Here is a 20,007-nt window from a genome sequence, read left to right on the forward strand (position 1 = left end):
AGGACGCCTTCTTTCTTAAAAGAGACCAGTGATATTGCCGTGGGCATCGATATCAATCTTTTCACTAGCAGGAACTTTAGGTAGGCCAGGCATGGTCATAATGGTACCAGTGAGAGCTACGATGAAGCCAGCTCCGGCAGCCACCTTAAGGTTACTGATTTTAACTGTGAAATCTTTTGGTGCTCCCATTTTCTTCGCATCGTCTGAGAAGGAATATTGGGTTTTGGCCATACAGATTGGGTAGTTCGAGAAGCCAAGAGCTTCTAATTCTTTGAGTTCTCGTTTGGCTGCTGGTGTTAAGCTGATGCCTTTACCACCATAGACTTTTGTGACGATCTTGGTCAATTTTGTTTCAATGCTGTCTCCTTCGTCATAGACATAAGAGAAGTGGTTTTCTTCTTGAGCCAGTTGAATGACTTTTTCAGCCAAGTCACGACCACCAGCTCCACCTTTTGCCCAGACATCTGAAATGACAACATCTACATTGCGTTTCTTACAAGATTCATAGACAGCTTCTAGTTCGGCTTCTGTATCCAGTGGGAATTTGTTAATGGCAACGACCACAGGTAGACCATAGACTTCTTGGATGTTGGCCAAGTGTTTGTCTAGGTTTGGTAGACCATCGATAACGGCTTGGACATTTTCCGTAGCCAAGTCTGCTTTAGCAACTCCACCATGCATTTTGAGGGCACGAATGGTTGCGACGAGGACAACGGCAGCAGGTTTGAGCCCGGCCATGCGGCACTTGATATCGATGAATTTTTCAGCACCGAGGTCTGCTCCAAAACCAGCTTCTGTCACAACATAGTCTGCATATTTTAGGGCTAGTTTAGTAGCCAACACACTGTTACAGCCGTGGGCGATATTGGCAAATGGTCCGCCGTGGATGATGGCAGGAGTATGCTCCAAGGTTTGCACCAAGTTTGGATGGATGGCATCTTTGAGGACAGCTGCCATGGCACCTCCAGCCTTGAGGTCTTTGGCTGTGACCGGTTGTCCTTGGTAGTTGTAGCCGATAATGATGCGATCAAGACGTTCTTTGAGATCAAGGATGTTTTCTGAGAGACAGAGAATGGCCATGATTTCAGAAGCCACGGTGATGTCAAAGCCATCTTCACGAGGAACCCCGTTTGTTTTTCCTTGAAGGCCATCGACAATATGACGGAGTTGACGGTCGTTCATATCGACCACCCGTTTCCAGGTAATACGACGAGAATCGATGCCCAACTCATTGCCGTGATGGATATGGTTGTCAATCAAGGCTGCAAGGAGGTTGTTGGCAATCCCAATGGCATGGAAATCTCCGGTAAAGTGAAGGTTGATATCTTCCATTGGAACCACTTGGGCGTACCCGCCACCGGCAGCTCCACCCTTGATCCCAAAAACAGGGCCAAGAGAAGGTTCGCGCAGGGCAATGACGGCTTTTTCACCAATAGCTGAAAGAGCATCGACCAAGCCAACAGAGGTGGTTGTCTTTCCTTCTCCAGCAGGTGTTGGTGAGATGGCTGTCACGAGGATCAGCTTTCCATCTTCCTTATCCTTGAGTTGTTCCAGTTGGTTGCTATCAATTTTTGCCTTGTATTTTCCGTAGAGCGAAATATCGTCTTCGGTCAATCCAAGTTCAGCAGCGATATCGGTGATGGGCTTCATTTGGACAGAATTGGCGATTTCAATATCCGATAAAACCATAGAATCCCTTCTTTCTTTATTTTTATTTGCTAGGTTTAAGATAGACTTTCTAAAATGGTTTGGTAAATATTATCTGCAAGATCAGAACCGGTTTGGAGAAGTTTGAGTCCCTTGCCGTGGTATTCTTGGACGAAGTCTTGGTCCTTGATTCCTGAAATGTTGATCAAGACATTGAGCCAAGCCCCTTGAAGGCCAGCTTTAAGATTCAGAGCAGCTACCCCTAGGTCACTAGCCGCATTGGTGTTGGACTTGCCAACAGCTTCTTTGGTGGTTTCAAGAGCTTCAACGATGAGCTCCATCATAGAGAAAGGAGATACTGTCGCATGTTTCAAAGCTTTTTGCATGGCTTCACGACGAGCAGCTTTCTCTTCTTCCGTTTCTTTTGGAAGATCAAAGACAGCTGATACGATGTTGAAAGCTTCTGTATCTTTATCGATGGCTTCTAGTAATTGGTCTTGGAGTTGAGCGCTTTTTTCATGAACCCCTTTGATGTGGTCTTCAAATTCTGCGTATTTTTTCTTTCCAATGGTCAGTTCACAGACCATTTTTGTAAGGGAAATCCCATTCGCAGCAGATAGAGCAGCAGCAGAACCACCACCTGGAGCTGGAGCATCTGAACCAAGAACTTTGGCAAACTCCGTAATACTTAAGTCAACTAGTTTCATAGAACTCCCTTTCTAACCCAACAAGTGATTTTCCAAGACTTGTTTGCTGTAGTCAAAGTCTTCTAATTGTAAGTAGTATTCAGCAGAGTCGATCAAAGCCTTAGCAGGAGCCAGTCCAATGAGTTCTGTTCCGATGATGCGAACCCCATAGCGTTGCGCTTCGAAACGAACGGTTTCAACGACACGATACAATGGGAATTGTTCCAAGTTGACCATGTTGATGGAGACTTGGGCGATGTTGCGATCTTCTAGCATGACGCCGATCGCTTTACAGTACTTGTATCCACCGCTTGATCCACGAATGATTTTAGAAATCTTATTGGCAATCTCTAGGTCGTCTGTATCAAGGTTGATATTGAAAGCAACGAGTGGCATCCGGACACCGACAGCTGTAACCCCTGCAGTTGGGTGAATCTTGCGTTCACCGTAGTCTGGCTTCCAGTCTTCTTCCAACAATTTTTCTGGCATTCCTTCAAATTGTCCTTTACGCACTTTCGCCAAGTTCTTCCGTTCTGGACGAGTTGCAGCATCTTCATAAAGGAAGATTGGAATACCTAATTCACGATTGATGCGTTCGGCTACTTTGTTAGCAATCTCAACGCATTCAGCTGTAGTGATATCCTTAACCGGAACGAATGGACAAACGTCTGTTGCCCCCATACGAGGGTGTTCGCCTTCGTGCTTGGTCATATCAATGTTTTCAGAAGCGTATTTCACCAATTGGAAAGCCACTTCTTGAATGCTTTCTTCATCCCCAACGAGTGTAAAGACGCTACGGTTGTGGCTGGCATCGGACGAGTAGTCTAGTAAAGTGACACCTGGAATACTTTTTGCTGTAGCTGCTAATCCGTCGATCACAGCCTGATTGCGTCCTTCAGAGAAGTTTGGAATACACTCAACAATTTTTGCCATATGATTACCTCTTTTTATAGGAGAAGTTGGGGAGGAGGAGTCTTTGTATTTTCCTCCCCTTTCTCAGTTTTTGTTTTTTGATGTTAAAACAATTTTTGAACGGCTTCTTTGACCAAATCTTCATCTGCCAGATACGGAATGGTGATGTGGTCTGTTCCTGCATGGAGACGGTTGTACTCGATCGCTGTTTCGATAGCATGATCGTTCCGTGCCCAGTTCCGACGAGCAACCCCGCCCATGGTATCCCAGGCAATGGCAGACTTGATGATTTCATCGATCCGGTGGCTACCGTCTAGAACGAGACCAAATCCACCGTTGATAGCTTTACCGATACCAGTACCACCACCGTTGTGGAGAGCGACGAGACTCATACCGCGAGCAGCGTTACCAGCGTAACATTGAACCGCCATGTCACAAGTGACGTTCGAACCATCTTTGATGTTTGATGTTTCACGGAATGGAGCATCTGTACCAGATACGTCGTGGTGGTCACGTCCGATCATGACCGGTCCGATCTTGCCTTGGCGAATGAGTTCATTGAATTTCAAAGCAATGTTGACACGGCCCATGCAATCTTGATAGAGGATACGTGCTTGTGTACCAACCACCAGTTGGTTCTTTTCCGCATCGCGAATCCAGTTGTAGTTGTCGCGGTCTTGGTAGCGACGAGTTGGATCGATCGCTTCCATGGCTGCATGGTCGGTTGCAATCAAGTCTTCATGTTTACCGCTGAGGCAGACCCAACGGAATGGACCATAACCATAGTCAAAGAGCATAGGTCCCATGATATCTTCTACATAAGATGGCCAAATGAAGCCGTCTTTGTCATCGAGACCATTCTTAGAAATTTCCTTGATACCTGAGTCGTAAACAGATTTCATGAAGGCATTACCGTAGTCGAAGAAGTAAGTACCTTTAGATGTCAAGGCTTTGATCACTGCAAAGTGACGAGCCAAGGTTTCATCAACCAAACGGCGGAAGGTTTCTTTGTCTTCTGCCAGCAAACGTGTCCGTTCTTCAAAGCTGATGCCAACTGGGCAATAGCCACCATCATAGACGTTGTGGCAAGAGGTTTGGTCAGACAAGAGATGAACGTGAACTTGATGTTCATTGACATATTCGAGCAAATCTACGATATTAACATGGTAGGCAATCGAAGTTGATTCACCAGCTTCCAGGGCTGCTTGAGCCAATTTCACAGCTTCTTCGGCACTATCTGTCACTTGGCTAATCCAGCCTTGAGAGTGACGGGTTTCGATCCGAGAGCGGTCCACTTCTGCAACGATGGCAACCGCTTTTGCGATTTCAGCTGCTTTCCCTTGAGCTCCGCTCATTCCACCGAGACCAGATGAAATAAAGAGTTTACCTGTCAAGTCGCCGTCATCAGGCACACCGAGTTTGAGACGACCAGCATTGAGAAGGGTGTTGAAAGTACCGTGAACGATCCCTTGAGGACCGATGTACATCCAGCCACCAGCCGTCATCTGACCGTAGTTGGTTACTCCCATTTCTTCAGCGATTTCCCAGTCGCGCATATTGTCATATTCACCAATCAAGAGACCGTTAGTAATGACGACACGAGGAGCTTCTGGTTTCGATTTGAAGAGGCCTAGAGGGTGACCCGATTCAACCACCAAGGTTTGGTCTTCTGTCATGACTTCCAAGTATTTCTTGATCAAGTTGTACTGCATCCAGTTGGCGCAGACAGATCCTGTTTCCCCATAAGTGACCAATTCATATGGATAAAGGGCAATTTCAAAGCTCAAGTTGTTGTCGATCATGACCTGCATAGCCTTAGCAGCAGTGCATTTTCCTTTGTACTCATCGATTGGTTTTCCGTAGATCCGATCTTTTGGACGGAAGCGATAGCCATAGATCCGACCGCGAGTTCTCAGTTCTTCCAAGAATTCTGGGATCAACTCTTGGTGGAATTTTTTAGGAATGTAACGCAAAGCATTTTTAAGGGCAATTTCAGTCTGAGCTTGCGTTAAGCGGAAGCCTCTATCAGGTGCACGACGGATGCCTTCTTGAAAAGTCGCCTTTTCAGGTAGGACATCAAAGTCAAGTTTGACAGACATAGCAGCTACAATTTCTTTCTCGTCTATAAATGACATAGCAGAACCCTCCTTATAGTTGGACTGTGAATTTATATTTTCTTTATTGTATCGAAGAAACGTCAATAAAGAGTCAAAAAAAAATATAATTTTTAATAAAGCAAAAAAAAATGAGGGAAAAACTTTTTGACTTTTTTTTGACGCTTTTCCTGTAGAATTGTAAAATGAATAACAATGGAAATAGAAAGGAATGTTTCATATGTCTGCTGATATCCTATTAACCCACTTTAACCAATTGTTTTGTCCGAATGATCTAGGCCATCCTCTCTATGGAAAAGAGATGGCAGAAGCACGAATCCTATCCGATGCTTATATTGCTATCAAGGATGGAAAAATTCTTGCAGTTGGAACAGGTCAACCAGATCCAGAACTGATTGATGACCATACGGAAGTGAAATCCTGTGAAGGAAAAGTTGCGACTCCTGGCCTGATTGATTGCCATACCCACTTGGTCTATGGAGGCAGTCGTGAACATGAATTTGCGAAAAAGTTAGCAGGTGTTTCTTACTTAGACATCCTCGCCCAAGGCGGTGGAATTCTGAGCACGGTTCGGGCGACACGGGAAGCTTCTTTTGAAAATCTCTATGACAAGTCCAAACGACTGTTGGATTACATGTTGCGTCATGGGGTGACTACTGTCGAAGCCAAGAGTGGCTATGGTTTGGATTGGGAAACTGAAAAACGCCAGTTGGATGTTGTGGCTGCACTGGACCGTGATCATGAAATTGATCTGGTTTCGACCTTTATGGCAGCCCATGCGATCCCAACAGAGTACAAGGGCCGTTCCCAAGAATATTTAGATCTCATTGTGGAACAAATGCTTCCAAAAGTGAAGGAAGAAAAACTAGCTGAGTTCTGTGATATCTTCTGTGAAAAGGGTGTCTTTACAGCAGATGAATCTCGCTATCTTCTTTCAAAAGCTAAGGAAATGGGCTTCAAACTGCGGATCCATGCGGATGAGATTGAATCCATCGGTGGTGTTGACGTGGCGGCTGAATTGGAATCTACTAGCGCAGAACACTTGATGGTAATTACGGATGAAGGCATTCAAAAATTAGCTGCAGCAAAAGTGATCGGCAATCTATTGCCTGCTACAACCTTCAGCCTCATGGAAGATACCTATGCACCGGCTCGTAAGATGTTGGACGCTGGGATGGCCATTACCCTAACAACGGACAGCAACCCAGGGTCTTGTCCAACAGCCAATCTTCAGTTTGCCATGCATCTGGGTTGCTTCATGATGCGCCTAACTCCAGTAGAAATTCTCAATGCAGTGACCATCAATGCAGCCTATTCAGTAGATCGTGCTAAAACAATCGGCTCTTTCGATGTTGGCAAACAGGCTGACATTACCATCTTTGATGCACCAAATCTAGATTATCTCTTCTATTTCTTTGCGACAAATCTAGTGACAGATGTCTACAAGAAAGGTCAAAAAGTCATTTAACCGACTCCATTTCATTTGGGACTTTGCTCGTTTGTAAAAATCAGCAAAGTCTTTTTTTAAAACGTATCCCTATAGGGAATGGAGCCACTTTAGTGGGAAATTAAAATTTGACGTTCAAAGAATATTTTTCTTACTTTCTGATGTACAAAAAGGGAAATTCTTGATAGAATAGAAGTAATATTGAATATTTTCTTCAATATCATCTGTTTGTCGTGAAAACAGATTGTTTAAACTATTGATCAAACGAACAGGTTGTTCAACAGACCTGTCTAGAAATTGTGAGGAGACAAGATGACTGTCGATTATAACAGCAAAGCTTACTTGGATAAAGTAGACGCTTGGTGGCGTGCAGCCAACTACATTTCAGCTGCTCAAATGTACTTGAAAGATAACCCATTGTTGAAGCGCGAAGTCGTTGAAAATGACTTGAAAGCTCACCCAATCGGACACTGGGGAACTGTACCAGGGCAAAACTTTATCTATGCTCACTTGAACCGTGCCATCAACAAATACGACTTGGATATGTTCTACATTGAAGGACCAGGTCACGGTGGGCAAGTAATGGTATCGAACTCATACTTAGATGGTTCTTATACTGAATTAAATCCAAACATCCCACAAAATGAAGAAGGCTTCAAACACTTGTGTAAGATCTTCTCATTCCCAGGAGGAATCGCTTCTCACGCTGCGCCTGAAACACCAGGATCTATCCACGAAGGTGGAGAACTTGGTTATGCCCTTTCTCACGCTGCAGGTGCTGTATTGGATAATCCAGATGTGATTGCTGCCACAGTTATCGGTGACGGTGAAGGAGAAACAGGTCCATTGATGGCTGGTTGGTTGTCAAATACTTTCTTGAACCCAGTCAACGATGGGGCTATCCTTCCAATCTTCTACCTCAATGGTGGGAAAATCCACAACCCAACGATCTTCGAACGCAAAACAGACGAAGAATTGGCCCTCTTCTTTGAAGGTCTTGGTTGGAAACCAATCTTTGCGAATGTCACTGCAATTTCAGAAGACCACGAGGCTGCACACGCTTTATTCGCTGAAAAATTGGACGAAGCAATTGAAGAAATCAAGAAAGTCCAAGCAGAAGCTCGTAAAGGTTCTGCAGAAGAAGCAACTCAACCAGTTTATCCTGTCTTAATTGCTCGTATTCCTAAAGGTTGGACTGGTCCAAAAGCATGGGAAGGAACACCAATTGAGGGTGGATTCCGTGCGCACCAAGTTCCAATCCCAGTAGATGCTCACCACATGGAGCATGTCGATGCCCTTCTTTCATGGTTGGAATCTTACCGTCCAGCTGAATTGTTCGACGAAACTGGTAAACTAGTTCCTGAAATTGCTGAAATTGCACCAAAGGGTGACCGTCGCATGGCGATGAACCCAATCACAAATGCTGGTGTGATCAAACCAATGAACACAGCTGATTGGAAGAAACATGCCCTCCAATTCAACACACCAGGTGAAATCATGGCTCAAGACATGATCGAATTTGGTAAGTATGCGGCAGACTTAGTAGATGCAAACCCAGATAACTTCCGTATCTTCGGTCCAGACGAAACCAAATCAAACCGTCTTCAAGAAGTCTTCACTCGTACAAGCCGTCAATGGTTAGGACGTATGAAACCAGACTACGATGAAGCATTGAGCCCTGCTGGTCGTGTCATTGACTCTCAATTGTCAGAGCACCAGGCAGAAGGTATGCTTGAAGGATATGTCTTGACAGGTCGTCATGGATTCTTCGCTTCTTACGAATCCTTCCTTCGTGTAGTGGATTCTATGATCACTCAACACTTCAAATGGTTGCGTAAGTCTAAGACACATACGACATGGCGTAAAAACTACCCAGCCTTGAACTTGATTGCAACTTCAACGGTCTTCCAACAAGACCATAATGGTTACACTCACCAAGATCCAGGTATCTTGACTCACTTGGCTGAGAAAACTCCTGAATATATCCGTGAGTACTTGCCAGCAGATACCAATAGCTTGCTTGCGGTAATGGATGAAGCCTTCAAGGGAGAAGATGTGATCAACTTGATCGTTTCTTCTAAACACCCACGTCCTCAATTCTACTCAGCAGCTGAAGCAGAAGAATTGGTTCGTGAAGGATACAAGGTGATCGATTGGGCATCAACTGTTTCAGCAGATGAAGAGCCAGATCTTGTTATTGCAGCTGCAGGTACAGAGCCAAACTTAGAAGCTCTTGCAGCCATCACAATCTTGCACAAAGCCTTCCCAGAATTGAAGATCCGCTTTGTCAACGTTATCGACATCTTGAAATTGCGTCACCCATCCGTTGATGCGCGTGGGCTTTCAGATGAAGAATTTGACAAAGTCTTCACAACTGATAAACCAGTCATCTTTGCCTTCCATGGTTACGAAGGCATGATCCGTGATATCTTCTTCAACCGTCACAACCATAACTTGCGCGTGCATGGTTACCGTGAAAACGGGGATATCACCACACCATTTGATATGCGTGTGATGTCTGAGTTGGATCGCTTCCACTTGGCACAAGATGCAGCTAATGCAGCTCTTGGAGATGCAGCAAGCGCATTTGCAGCGAAGATGGATGAAACAATCGCCTTCCACCATGACTACATCCGTGAAAACGGAGACGACATTCCAGAAGTTCAAAATTGGAAATGGGAAAACGTGAATAAATAAGAAAAAGAGCCGGAGCAATCCGGCTTTTCAGATTTAAGACTAAGTCATATTAAAAACTCACCTAAGGAAAGTTTCTCAGAATACTTTGACTTCAAACTAAAACGTCCGTTTCTTTATAGAAACGGACGTTTTTGATCTTAGGCTGTTTTCTCCACCCAGACACTGCGGACAAAGAAGAGGCTGATCAGAGCTAGTGCTAGAAAAGCAACTCCAAGGTAATAATAGGGTTGATCCATTGTGGTAGATCGACCAGAGAGGTTGACAATCCCTCGGTAGAGGGCCCCAGCTGTGAGCGTAGCCACTCCTGAATTCCAAAGATTGAGGCTCAGGCGAGAGAAGCCTTTCACCATCAACTGTAGAAGCACTAGTAGGGCGCCACCGATCAAAGGAATCAAGAATAGGTAGTGCATGAAGGCAGAGGTTTCGCCAAAACTAAAGTGTTCGTAGATGCGACTTCCGACAAAGAAGAAAGCTGAAATCAGGGTATACCAGAGAATCGTTTTTTTCAACCGTTGTTTAATAGGATTAGTAACCGATGTAGACAATGTCACTCACCGCCCTTTCTGAAATAGTACCATTTGTTGTTGGTTTATTAATAACTTGGCCATTGAAGTAAAGGGTAGAAGATCCACCCCCGTCCAGGTTGTAGGCTGTTTTAACGCCATAAGACTTTATCACTTCTGCTAATTGGTAGAGAGACAGGCCTTCACTTTCTGAAGTCCGTCCGTCTGACACGACGATAATGTAGTGGTTTTCATCGATGATCCCAATCGCTGTCCGTGGATTTGACGCCATAGATTGCCCGACCTCTGAGTTGGTATCGACGGTAATTTCTCCATTTTCAACTAAGGAAGGACCGAAAGCGAGGAGATTGACGACCCCGTCTTTGACCAATTGATCCGCAGAGATCTCATCTTCGTAGATAATTTTGAAGGATCCATCCTTGTAAATGGCCAGATCACCATTGCTTGAATCTTCCCGAACGGTATCGCGGTAGACCACTCCATTTCGGATGACGTATCCTGTACTGTTAGCCCCGTAATAGTCACCATTCACTGCTAGAATGGCACTGTTGTTGGCGGCTGTGACAGAGGTCTTAGCTGTCACGTTGGTTCCGTAAGTGTTTTGTGCAAAGGCTGTTTTGAGGTAGTCAGATGAGCTGACTGTGATATCTGCAATATAAACCTGGGTATTTTCAATCGTTTTTTCTGTGAGGCTCACCTGGATATTGTCATCTGAATAGCTAGTATCCGTCGTTGTAGCCGATGCAGCTGCTTTTTTGGCTGCCTTGGTGTCCGTAGTCGTAGCTTTTACGGTTTGAATGGCATCGGATAAGACAAAGGTCTTGAGCATCGAGTAGCTAAAACTGCTGGTCAAAAGAAGTCCAAAGCAGGCAGCATAGGTGTAGGATTTTTTAAAGAATTTCATGGTGGGGAGCAGTCCTTTCTTTGAAGATCACTTTTTTCTGGATCACCCATGAGACCAGAAAGAGGAGGAAGCCGACGACAATCTTACTGATCAGGAGATCGAGCCCGAAAGCAGTATAGAAGAGTCGAATCAAGAGCGTATCGAGAATAAAGAGGCCGAGGGCTAGGCCAAAGTAGCCACTTCCAGTTTTAGCGACGCTGTCTTTGTTCTTAAAGACTAGGTGCTTATTGGTCGAGTAGTTAAAGATGGAACTCGTTACACGAGCGATCCCATTCGCTAGGAGAATACGCAGACTAATGGGCACGGCCATCATCACAAAGAGGAAGAAGGCGTAGACCAGATAGTCAACGATAAAACTACTCAGAGAGGAGAGGGCAAACTTAAACATGTCCTTGTAGATCATGAGGCCATCTCGAATAGGTCGGAAATGGGAGCCTTCGTTGTCATTGATATAGACCGTCTCGATGGGAACTTCCACGATGGGGAAGGACTTGCTTGCTGCAAGGAGAACATTCATTTCGTACTCATACCGTTGTCCCTCGATTTCTAACATAAAGGGGATCATGTTGGTTGTAAAGGCTCGAAGGCCAGTCTGAGTATCTGTCACAGCGACCCCTGTTTGTTGCTTGAACAAGAAGCGGGTCAATTTATTCCCGAAAGCAGAACGCAAAGGAACTTTTCCAGAGAAGGCGCGTGCTCCTAGAATAAGTGTTCCAGAATGCTCTTGAGATTGGTTAACAACCCTGAAAATATCCCAAATTTTGTGCTGACCGTCTGCATCAGCTGTAACAATGCTTCCATAGGTACCTCTTTCTAGGATGTAGGCATAAGCAGTCTTGAGAGCTTGCCCTTTTCCTTGGTTGTGCTCGTGAGTCAGAACTGTCGCAAGACCCTCCAATTTGTCAAAAATCACTTTCTTGTCAGCGTCACTCCCATCGTCGACCAAGATGATGTTAAGATCGCTCTTAGCGTGGACCAAGCGAACCAGTTTGACAAGATTCAGATCCGGTTGATAGGCGGGGATGATAAGATAATTCATAATCGTTCCTCGTTTCTTGAGATTTGTTGTAGCTAGTATAAAGACTCAAGCTTAAAGCTAACTGATATCAGTTTTCTTTAAGGAAAGGAGAGGAAGAGTGGGAATAGTTTCTACTATAAAATGTCATTTTTTAGGGCATTTCTTTCTTTTGAAAGGGAATGTCAAAAATCATTTTTTAAATCCTAAAGATAATTCTTGCCTTTGTTCGAAAAGTCTGGTATAATAGTTTCTTGTGAGTAAACCTCACTTACCCCTTGCAAAGACAGGGGGTCATTAGTCCAAAAGGAGGAACATTATCAATGGCTAAATACGAAATTCTTTATATTATTCGTCCAAACATTGAAGAAGAAGCTAAAAACGCTTTGGTAGCACGTTTCGATTCTATCTTGACTGACAACGGTGCAACTGTTGTTGAATCAAAAGATTGGGAAAAACGTCGTCTTGCATACGAAATCCAAGATTTCCGTGAAGGACTTTACCACATCGTAAACGTTGAAGCGAACGACGCTGTTGCTCTTAACGAGTTCGACCGTCTTTCAAAAATCAACGGTGACATTCTTCGTCACATGATCGTAAAAGTTGACGCGTAAGAAATCATCAGAGGTGACTTATGATTAACAATGTTGTACTTGTCGGTCGTATGACCCGTGATGCTGAACTTCGCTACACTCCAAGCAATCAAGCAGTTGCTACTTTCAGCCTAGCTGTCAATCGCAACTTCAAGAGTCAAAATGGAGAGCGCGAAGCCGATTTCATCAACTGTGTGATCTGGCGTCAGCAAGCAGAAAACTTAGCCAACTGGGCTAAGAAAGGTGCTTTGATTGGGATTACCGGTCGCATTCAAACACGTAATTACGAAAACCAGCAAGGTCAACGTGTTTATGTCACTGAAGTCGTAGCAGACAGCTTCCAACTATTGGAAAGCCGTGCAGCACGCGAAGGGCATGCAGCTGGTGGCTATTCATCAGGCAATGGTGGTTTTGCTGGAAATGCAACCCCAAGCTTTGGTGGATCTGAACCAAGCAATGCAGCGCCAAACTTTGGTCGTGAAGAAAATCCATTTGGAGCGAATCCAATGGATATCTCAGACGACGATCTTCCATTCTAAGAGTGGGTTTAACGAATTAAAACTATAAAGGAGAATTAAACATGGCTCAACAACGTCGTGGCGGATTCAAACGCCGTAAAAAAGTTGATTACATCGCAGCAAACAAAATCGAATATGTCGATTACAAAGATACTGAGCTTCTTAGCCGTTTCGTTTCAGAACGTGGGAAAATCCTTCCTCGTCGTGTAACTGGAACTTCAGCGAAGAACCAACGTAAAGTAACAACAGCTATCAAACGCGCTCGCGTAATGGCTTTGATGCCTTTCGTAAACGAAGATTAAAAAAGAGGTCCAGTGGACCTCTTTTTCACGAGCTTGAAAATAAAAAAGCGAGTAAGACCCTAACGGGTCTTTTTTTCACGAGCTTGAAGACAAGAGAGCGAATTAAGCCCCCTACGGGTCTTTTTTTGCGAGCATAGAAATGTGATAGTGTGTTAGGTCCGTGTGAAGCTCTTTGACCTTTCCCAAGCTCTGATTATGCTATAATGAGGGGAGAAAGGTATCAAGGAGGGAACTATGAAGGAAGGCACAATCATCAGAAGCATGATGGAGTATGATATTGAAGGGATTTCTCAAGCCTTTATCCATCAAGGGTGGCCGGGTAGAGAGGATATCTTGACTAGCTATTTTCAGGAGCAGGAGAATAGAGAGAGGGACGTATTAGTAGCTGAGTCGGATGGATTTGTGGCAGGCTATATCACTATATTGCCTGCTGCCAAGCATGGCCCTTTCGTGGGAGTCTATCCTGAACTATCTGATTTTAATGTTTTTGAACCATTTAGAAATCGAGGGATTGGGAATCAACTCTTAGAGGAGGCAGAAAAAAGAGTCTGTCTACTATCAGAGATTGTTACTTTAGGGGTTGGTTTGCACTCGGGTTATGGCCCGGCTCAAAGACTGTATGTCAAACGGGGCTATATCCCAGATGGATCTGGAGTTTGGTTTAGGGATCACCCCTTAGCCCCTTACAGTTCTTGTGAAAACAATGATGACTTAGTCCTCTATTTTTCAAAAAGATTGAACAGGGAAATACAGTAAAACAAAAACGGATGAAAACTTCATCCGTTTCTTTTTAGCGACGAGTTGCGGGTGCTGTGCTCGAACTTTTAATATTAAAGCGTTTCTTGAGGTAGAAGCGAAGGACAAGCGCTAGAGCTCCTAAAACGATGGCAAAAACATCTGGAATAGTTGGGTTGAGAACTTGTGGGAGTAAGGAAGTAAAGGACAAGACAATGACCCAAAGGAACATGACTCCAACAAGAATCGGCATGGATTTCCAAAGAGAAGGACGCTCGCTACGATCTTTGGTGCCATCCATATACTGATAGAAGAAGTAGTACATAAGGTATAAGAGCAAAGCCCCTGTCAAACTTCCAAGGATCAAGGTGATCAAACCATAGCCAGTACGACGCGGTGCGACCAAGTTCATAAAGGCGCTAATCGCAGCAAAAACACCAAAGATAAAGAGGAAGGAATCCAAAATCATAAGAGAGGGGGCATCGTTTAATTTCGGATGCTCTTTTTCATAGCGTTCTTTCTCGCTGAAAGAGTTCGCCCATACAGTTGGAGCTCCAAAAAGGGTCCGTGCCGGAATTCCTTTTCCTTGGTTTTCATGGATAGCTGGTAGAATTTCCTGGATGAGGCTTTCTGCTTCTTCCTCTGTCTTTCCATTTTCAAGCAATTGGTGTTTGGCGATACGGATAAATTCTTGATTTTTCTTGCTTAGTTGATTCAAATCAAATTGAGACATAAATACTCCTTAGTGTTATTAGTAGGTGTTAGAACCATTTTTTATGGATGAGGTAGACGACGAGAGACCCGGTCAGGGCAAAGGCGATGAAAATAATCAGCCAGAAGGCATGAGGTTCGCCATTGAGCGGAAGCTCATTGTCCTTGAAGTTCATCCCGTAGGCCGAAAAGATCATGGTCGGAATGGACATGACAATGGTAACGAGGGCCAGGGTCTTCATGATGTTGTTCTGGTTGTTGGAGATGATCGATGCGAAGGTATCGGTCATGGAGTGCAGGATATTTCCATAAATATCTGCCATCTCGATGGCCTGCTGGGTTTCGATCAAGGTATCTTCCAACAGATCCTCGTCTTCTAGGTATTTCTTGATGTTGCTAGTGGCACTGGTCAATTTCTTGATCACGCGCTCATTGGTTTTTAGAGAGGCCTTAAAGTAGACGATGGTTTTTTCCAACTCCATCAACTCAATCAGCTCTTCATTACGCGTTGATTTGTGCAATTGACTTTCAATCTGTTCGCTTTTGCGATCCAAGGTACGAAGCGCAGACAAGTAGAGTTCAGCGTTGCGATAGAGGATCTGAAAGATAAAGCGTGACCGCATAAAGGTATAGAAATTCCGCAAGCGTCGGTTGATAAAGATATCGAGAAGCGGCAATTTCTCCAAGCAAGTCGTGATAATAGCCTCTTCTGTCAGGATAATCCCTAGCGGAATCGTCACGTAGTAGGTCTGATTGTTCCGCTCTTCCTTGATGGGAACGTCGACGATGATCAAGGTGTATTCATCTTCGATGGTCATACGGGACATTTCTTCCGCATCGAGTGGTGCCCGCAAGTCTGCAATATCGATATTAAAAGCAGAGGCGATTTCCATCGATTCACTTTGAGAAGGGTTCACAAGGTTGATCCAGCTACCAGGTTCCAGCGTCTCTATTTCCTTAAATTCAGTCGTTGTCGATAAAAAGACCTGTTTCATGGTGCCTCCCCTTGTTTTTTTACACCTTAACATTATATCAGAAAAAGGACGGTTTTGGATAAAAGAATACTAAAAAATTTGTTATAATGGAGGTTAACAAAAAGGTGATTAGAGTAAGAACATGCAAGATAAAATTGTCATTCATGGGGCACGCGCCCATAATTTAAAAAATATAGATGTGGAAATTCCACGGGACAAATTAGTCGTGGTGACGGGTTTGTCTGGTTCTGGAAAGTCCAGTCTGGCCTTTGATACCCTCTATGCAGAAGGCCAGCGCCGCTACGTGGAGAGCTTATCGGCCTACGCCCGGCAGTTCTTGGGAAATATGGAAAAACCAGATGTGGACTCCATTGACGGCTTGAGTCCAGCTATTTCCATCGACCAAAAAACGACCAGTAAAAACCCCCGTTCTACAGTAGGAACGGCAACAGAGATCAATGACTACTTGCGCTTGCTCTATGCACGTGTAGGGACGCCTTATTGTATCAATGGGCATGGAGCGATTACAGCTTCTTCGGTTGAGCAAATTGTCGATCAAGTCTTAGAATTACCAGAGCGCCAACGCCTGCAAATTCTAGCTCCCATTATCCGCAAGAAAAAAGGCCAGCACAAGAATATCATTGAAAAGGTGCAAAAAGACGGCTATGTCCGGGTGAGGGTCGATGGTGAGATCTATGATGTGACAGAGGTTCCAGAACTGTCTAAAAGCAAGCAGCACACGATTGAAGTGGTGGTGGACCGAATCGTGATCAAGGAGGGCATCCGCTCGCGGCTCTTTGATTCGATTGAAGCAGCCCTTCGGATTGCGGATGGTTATGTCGTGATTGATACCATGGATGGCAAGGAGCTACTCTTTTCGGAACATTATGCTTGTCCAGTCTGTGGCTTTACCGTTCCTGAATTAGAGCCCCGCCTCTTTTCTTTCAATGCGCCTTTTGGATCTTGTCCAGATTGTGATGGGCTGGGTATTAAGCTAGAGGTGGACTTGGATTTGGTGGTGCCAGATGATCGCTTAACCCTTCGCGAAGGAGCACTCGCTCCTTGGAATCCGATCTCTTCCAACTACTATCCACAGATGTTGGAGCAGGCTATGATCCATTTTGGCGTTGATATGGACCGACCTTTTTCCGATCTTTCTCAAGAAGAAAAGGACTTGGTCCTCTATGGTTCAAACGGGAAGGAATTCCACTTCCACTATGAAAATGAGTTTGGTGGAGTTCGGGATATCGAAATTCCTTTTGAAGGGGTCGTAAACAACATTCACCGTCGTTTCCGTGAGACCAATAGTGATTTCACCCGCAATCAAATGCGCTCTTATATGAACGAATTGACCTGTGCGACCTGCCATGGCTACCGCCTCAATGACCAGGCTCTTTCTGTTCGTGTCGGCGGGGAGAAGGGGATGCATATCGGGGAAGTGTCAGATCTATCGATTGCGGACCACTTAAAAGCCGTAGATCAGTTGATCTTAACAGACAATGAAGCTACGATTGCAAGACCGATCCTAAAAGAGATTAAGGATCGCTTGACCTTCTTAAACAATGTGGGGCTCAATTACTTGACCCTGTCACGATCGGCTGGGACCTTATCAGGTGGAGAAAGCCAGCGCATTCGCTTGGCAACCCAGATCGGTTCCAACCTCTCTGGTGTCCTTTACATCTTGGATGAGCCGTCTATCGGCCTCCATCAAAGGGACAATGACCGCTTGATTGCCAGTCTCAAGAAGATGCGCGATTTAGGCAACACCTTGATCGTCGTCGAACATGATGAAGATACCATGAGAGAGGCAGACTACCTGATCGATGTCGGCCCAGGTGCCGGTGTTTTTGGGGGAGAGATCGTTGCAGCAGGAACTCCTAAGCAGGTGGCTCGCAACAGCAAATCCATCACTGGCCAGTACTTGTCCGGCAAACGCAAGATTCCGGTTCCAACAGAGCGCCGTTCAGGAAATGGTCGCTATATTGAAATTACAGGGGCCAGTGAGAACAACTTACAAGACATCACTGCACGCTTTCCTCTGGGCAAATTCATTGCAGTCACTGGAGTTTCCGGTTCTGGAAAATCGACCTTGATCAATGGCATCTTGAAAAAAGCCATCGCTCAAAAGCTCAACCGTAATTCGGAAAAACCAGGGAAATACAAGACGATTCAGGGGATTGAGCATATCGATCGCTTGATCGACATTGATCAAAGCCCGATTGGTCGGACTCCTCGTTCCAATCCAGCGACCTATACAGGCGTCTTTGATGATATTCGCGATCTCTTTGCTCAGACCAATGAAGCCAAAATTCGGGGCTATAAAAAAGGCCGCTTTAGTTTCAATGTCAAGGGTGGGCGTTGTGAAGCCTGCTCAGGAGATGGGATCATCAAGATTGAAATGCACTTCTTGCCAGATGTCTTCGTTCCTTGTGAGGTCTGCCATGGACGTCGTTACAATAGTGAGACCCTTGAAGTCCACTACAAGGAAAAAAATATTGCTGAAGTGCTGGATATGACGGTCAACAAGGCAGTTGAATTCTTCAAGCACATTCCAAAAATTGAACGCAAACTCAAGACCATCCAAGATGTGGGCTTGGGCTATGTAACGCTGGGGCAACCAGCGACCACCCTTTCAGGTGGGGAGGCGCAACGGATGAAGTTGGCTTCTGAATTGCACAAGCGCTCTACAGGCAAATCCTTCTATATCTTGGATGAACCTACGACCGGACTCCATACCGAAGACATTTCTCGCTTGATCAAAGTCTTAGAGCGATTTGTGGATGATGGCAATACAGTCCTTGTGATTGAGCACAATTTGGATGTCATTAAGACAGCAGACCATATCATCGATTTAGGACCAGAAGGTGGTGTCGGTGGAGGAACCATTATTGCGACCGGAACACCAGAAGAAGTAGCAGCAAATCCTGCTAGCTACACAGGACAATATTTGAAAGGAAAATTACAATGAATCAACGGATCAGCAACTTAAGAAACAAAATGAAAGCCCAAAACCTCAAAGCGGTATTGATTAACAATTTGAAAAATGTTTATTACTTGACCAATTTCTGGGGTTCAAACGGGACTGCTTTGGTGACAGAAGAACGCGTGGTCCTCTTTACAGATTCGCGCTACACCATTCATGCCCATGCGACTTGTTTCCCCTTTGTAGAGATTGTGGAAACCCGCGATGAGTTGACTGGAGCTGCAGAGATCGTAAAGGATCTTGGCATCAAAGAACTTGGTTTTGAGGACGAAGTGACGGTGGCCTACCATGCCCGCATGGCTTCTGTTTTCAGTGGCATTAGCCTTCAATCCCTAGCGAACTTTGTCATGGAATTGCGCTTGATTAAAGATGAAACTGAGATTGCGGCCATTAAAAAAGCTTGTAGCATCTCTGACCAAGCCTTCCATGATATTTTAGACTATATCAAGGTAGGGAAAACGACAGAGTTGGAAGCAGCAACTTTCCTTGATTTTAGAATGCGGGAGTTGGGAGCTTCTGGTGTATCTTTTGATATTATTTCAGCAGCTGGTGAACGCTCTGCCATGCCTCATGCGACTCCAAGTGATCGGGTCATTTCAGCAGGAGATGCCTTGACCCTTGATTTTGGTTGCTTGTATAACCACTATGTCAGCGATATGACACGGACTATCTATGCAGGACATGTCAGCGACAAGGAAAGAGAAATTTACGAAACCGTTTTGAAAGCCAATCAAGCCTTGATTGATGCGGCTAAAGATGGACTTGGCTTCCGTGATTTTGATAAAATTCCACGTGATGTGATCGAAAGAGCCGGCTATGGTCAATACTTTACTCATGGAATCGGTCATGGAATTGGGCTAGATATCCACGAAGAGCCATACTTCAGCCAAACGTCTAAAGAAGCGATTCAAGCAGGGATGGTCTTAACAGATGAGCCAGGTATTTATATCGAAGGTCTCTCTGGTGTGCGGATCGAAGATGACCTCTTGATCACAGAAACAGGCTGTGAAGTCTTGACCCTTGCTCCTAAAGAATTGATTGTCCTATAAAATATACGTTTTTCTTAACTTCTGTTTAGACAGAGATGTGAAGAGAAGACTATGAAATGAATTGTAGAGTAATTCTTCTCCCAGACATCTTATTTGGAGCCCTATCCATTTTGGTATAGGAACTACAATAACAAAACACGAAAGAAGCAAAGGGGAATTTGGATCTGGATGGATCAGGGGCGGTCCATAGCAATCC

The 20,007-nt window shown here is 44.7% G+C and carries 17 protein-coding genes; 8 read left to right on the forward strand and 9 right to left on the reverse strand.

The features are described 5' to 3' along the window. Positions 1–15: 15 nt before the first annotated feature. The 4 genes from SM121_RS03760 to SM121_RS03775 all read right to left on the reverse strand — a co-directional run bounded on the left by SM121_RS03760 (position 16) and on the right by SM121_RS03775 (position 5,380). Positions 16–1,689, reverse strand: a complete 1,674-nt coding sequence (locus SM121_RS03760) for a formate--tetrahydrofolate ligase (protein ID WP_320911203.1) — start codon at positions 1,687–1,689, stop codon at positions 16–18. Positions 1,690–1,724: 35 nt separating this feature from the next. Further along, a complete protein-coding gene (locus SM121_RS03765) occupies positions 1,725–2,354 on the reverse strand; it encodes a cyclodeaminase/cyclohydrolase family protein (RefSeq protein ID WP_049471848.1) in 630 nt (209 codons plus the stop codon). 12 nt (positions 2,355–2,366) lie between these two features. Beyond that, positions 2,367–3,266, reverse strand: a complete 900-nt coding sequence (ftcD, locus tag SM121_RS03770; RefSeq protein ID WP_003008641.1) for a glutamate formimidoyltransferase — start codon at positions 3,264–3,266, stop codon at positions 2,367–2,369. Positions 3,267–3,349: 83 nt separating this feature from the next. Then, complete coding sequence (locus tag SM121_RS03775) at positions 3,350–5,380, reverse strand: urocanate hydratase (protein ID WP_320911204.1); 2,031 nt, start codon at positions 5,378–5,380, stop codon at positions 3,350–3,352. Positions 5,381–5,579: 199 nt separating this feature from the next. On the opposite strand from SM121_RS03775, the gene hutI reads away from it, so the two are divergent. Then, complete coding sequence (gene hutI, locus SM121_RS03780) at positions 5,580–6,827, forward strand: imidazolonepropionase (RefSeq protein WP_320911205.1); 1,248 nt, start codon at positions 5,580–5,582, stop codon at positions 6,825–6,827. Between the two features lie 291 nt (positions 6,828–7,118). Beyond that, positions 7,119–9,503 carry a phosphoketolase family protein gene (locus tag SM121_RS03785; RefSeq protein WP_070449925.1) on the forward strand — a complete coding sequence of 795 codons (2,385 nt, stop codon included), beginning with the start codon at positions 7,119–7,121 and terminating at the stop codon, positions 9,501–9,503. 137 nt (positions 9,504–9,640) lie between these two features. On the opposite strand, the gene SM121_RS03790 is transcribed toward SM121_RS03785, so the two are convergent. From SM121_RS03790 to SM121_RS03800, 3 genes are read right to left on the reverse strand one after another with little or no spacing between them, the layout of a single operon-like run. Beyond that, positions 9,641–10,048, reverse strand: a complete 408-nt coding sequence (locus SM121_RS03790) for a hypothetical protein (protein ID WP_118228479.1) — start codon at positions 10,046–10,048, stop codon at positions 9,641–9,643. Beyond that, positions 10,029–10,931 (reverse strand): phosphodiester glycosidase family protein, encoded by a 903-nt coding sequence (locus SM121_RS03795; protein ID WP_155126446.1) that lies wholly within the window; start codon positions 10,929–10,931, stop codon positions 10,029–10,031. The genes SM121_RS03790 and SM121_RS03795 overlap by 20 nt, the downstream gene beginning before the upstream one ends. Continuing rightward, the gene (locus SM121_RS03800; RefSeq protein ID WP_155126449.1) at positions 10,918–11,970 is read right to left on the reverse strand and encodes a bifunctional glycosyltransferase family 2/GtrA family protein; all 1,053 of its coding nucleotides are present in this window, start codon (positions 11,968–11,970) and stop codon (positions 10,918–10,920) included. The genes SM121_RS03795 and SM121_RS03800 overlap by 14 nt, the downstream gene beginning before the upstream one ends. Positions 11,971–12,269: 299 nt before the next feature. On the opposite strand from SM121_RS03800, the gene rpsF reads away from it, so the two are divergent. The 4 genes from rpsF (at position 12,270) to SM121_RS03820 (ending at position 14,115) form a co-directional block, all read left to right on the forward strand. Beyond that, positions 12,270–12,560, forward strand: a complete 291-nt coding sequence (gene rpsF / locus SM121_RS03805) for a 30S ribosomal protein S6 (RefSeq protein ID WP_003005040.1) — start codon at positions 12,270–12,272, stop codon at positions 12,558–12,560. A gap of 20 nt (positions 12,561–12,580) precedes the next feature. Then, entirely contained in the window at positions 12,581–13,078 is a 498-nt protein-coding gene (locus SM121_RS03810) for a single-stranded DNA-binding protein (RefSeq protein WP_003005554.1), read from the forward strand. Between the two features lie 41 nt (positions 13,079–13,119). Then, positions 13,120–13,359, forward strand: a complete 240-nt coding sequence (rpsR, locus tag SM121_RS03815) for a 30S ribosomal protein S18 (protein ID WP_000068664.1) — start codon at positions 13,120–13,122, stop codon at positions 13,357–13,359. A 234-nt stretch (positions 13,360–13,593) separates the two neighbouring features. After that, on the forward strand, positions 13,594–14,115 hold the full coding sequence (locus SM121_RS03820; RefSeq protein ID WP_320911206.1) for a GNAT family N-acetyltransferase: 522 nt from the start codon (positions 13,594–13,596) through the stop codon (positions 14,113–14,115). A 34-nt stretch (positions 14,116–14,149) separates the two neighbouring features. On the opposite strand, the gene SM121_RS03825 is transcribed toward SM121_RS03820, so the two are convergent. After that, positions 14,150–14,827: a DUF1129 domain-containing protein gene (locus tag SM121_RS03825; protein ID WP_049488557.1), complete on the reverse strand. Its 678-nt coding sequence runs from the start codon at positions 14,825–14,827 to the stop codon at positions 14,150–14,152. Between the two features lie 28 nt (positions 14,828–14,855). Then, the gene (locus SM121_RS03830; RefSeq protein ID WP_003005422.1) at positions 14,856–15,800 is read right to left on the reverse strand and encodes a magnesium transporter CorA family protein; all 945 of its coding nucleotides are present in this window, start codon (positions 15,798–15,800) and stop codon (positions 14,856–14,858) included. 121 nt (positions 15,801–15,921) lie between these two features. Here SM121_RS03830 and uvrA point away from each other — a divergent pair, with 121 nt between their 5' ends. Beyond that, on the forward strand, positions 15,922–18,747 hold the full coding sequence (uvrA, locus tag SM121_RS03835) for an excinuclease ABC subunit UvrA (RefSeq protein WP_118227868.1): 2,826 nt from the start codon (positions 15,922–15,924) through the stop codon (positions 18,745–18,747). Continuing rightward, a complete protein-coding gene (locus SM121_RS03840; RefSeq protein ID WP_155126460.1) occupies positions 18,744–19,811 on the forward strand; it encodes a M24 family metallopeptidase in 1,068 nt (355 codons plus the stop codon). The genes uvrA and SM121_RS03840 overlap by 4 nt, the downstream gene beginning before the upstream one ends. Positions 19,812–20,007: the final 196 nt, after the last annotated feature.

This window comes from Streptococcus sp. S1, assembly GCF_034137685.1.
Lineage (GTDB): Bacteria > Bacillota > Bacilli > Lactobacillales > Streptococcaceae > Streptococcus > Streptococcus dentalis.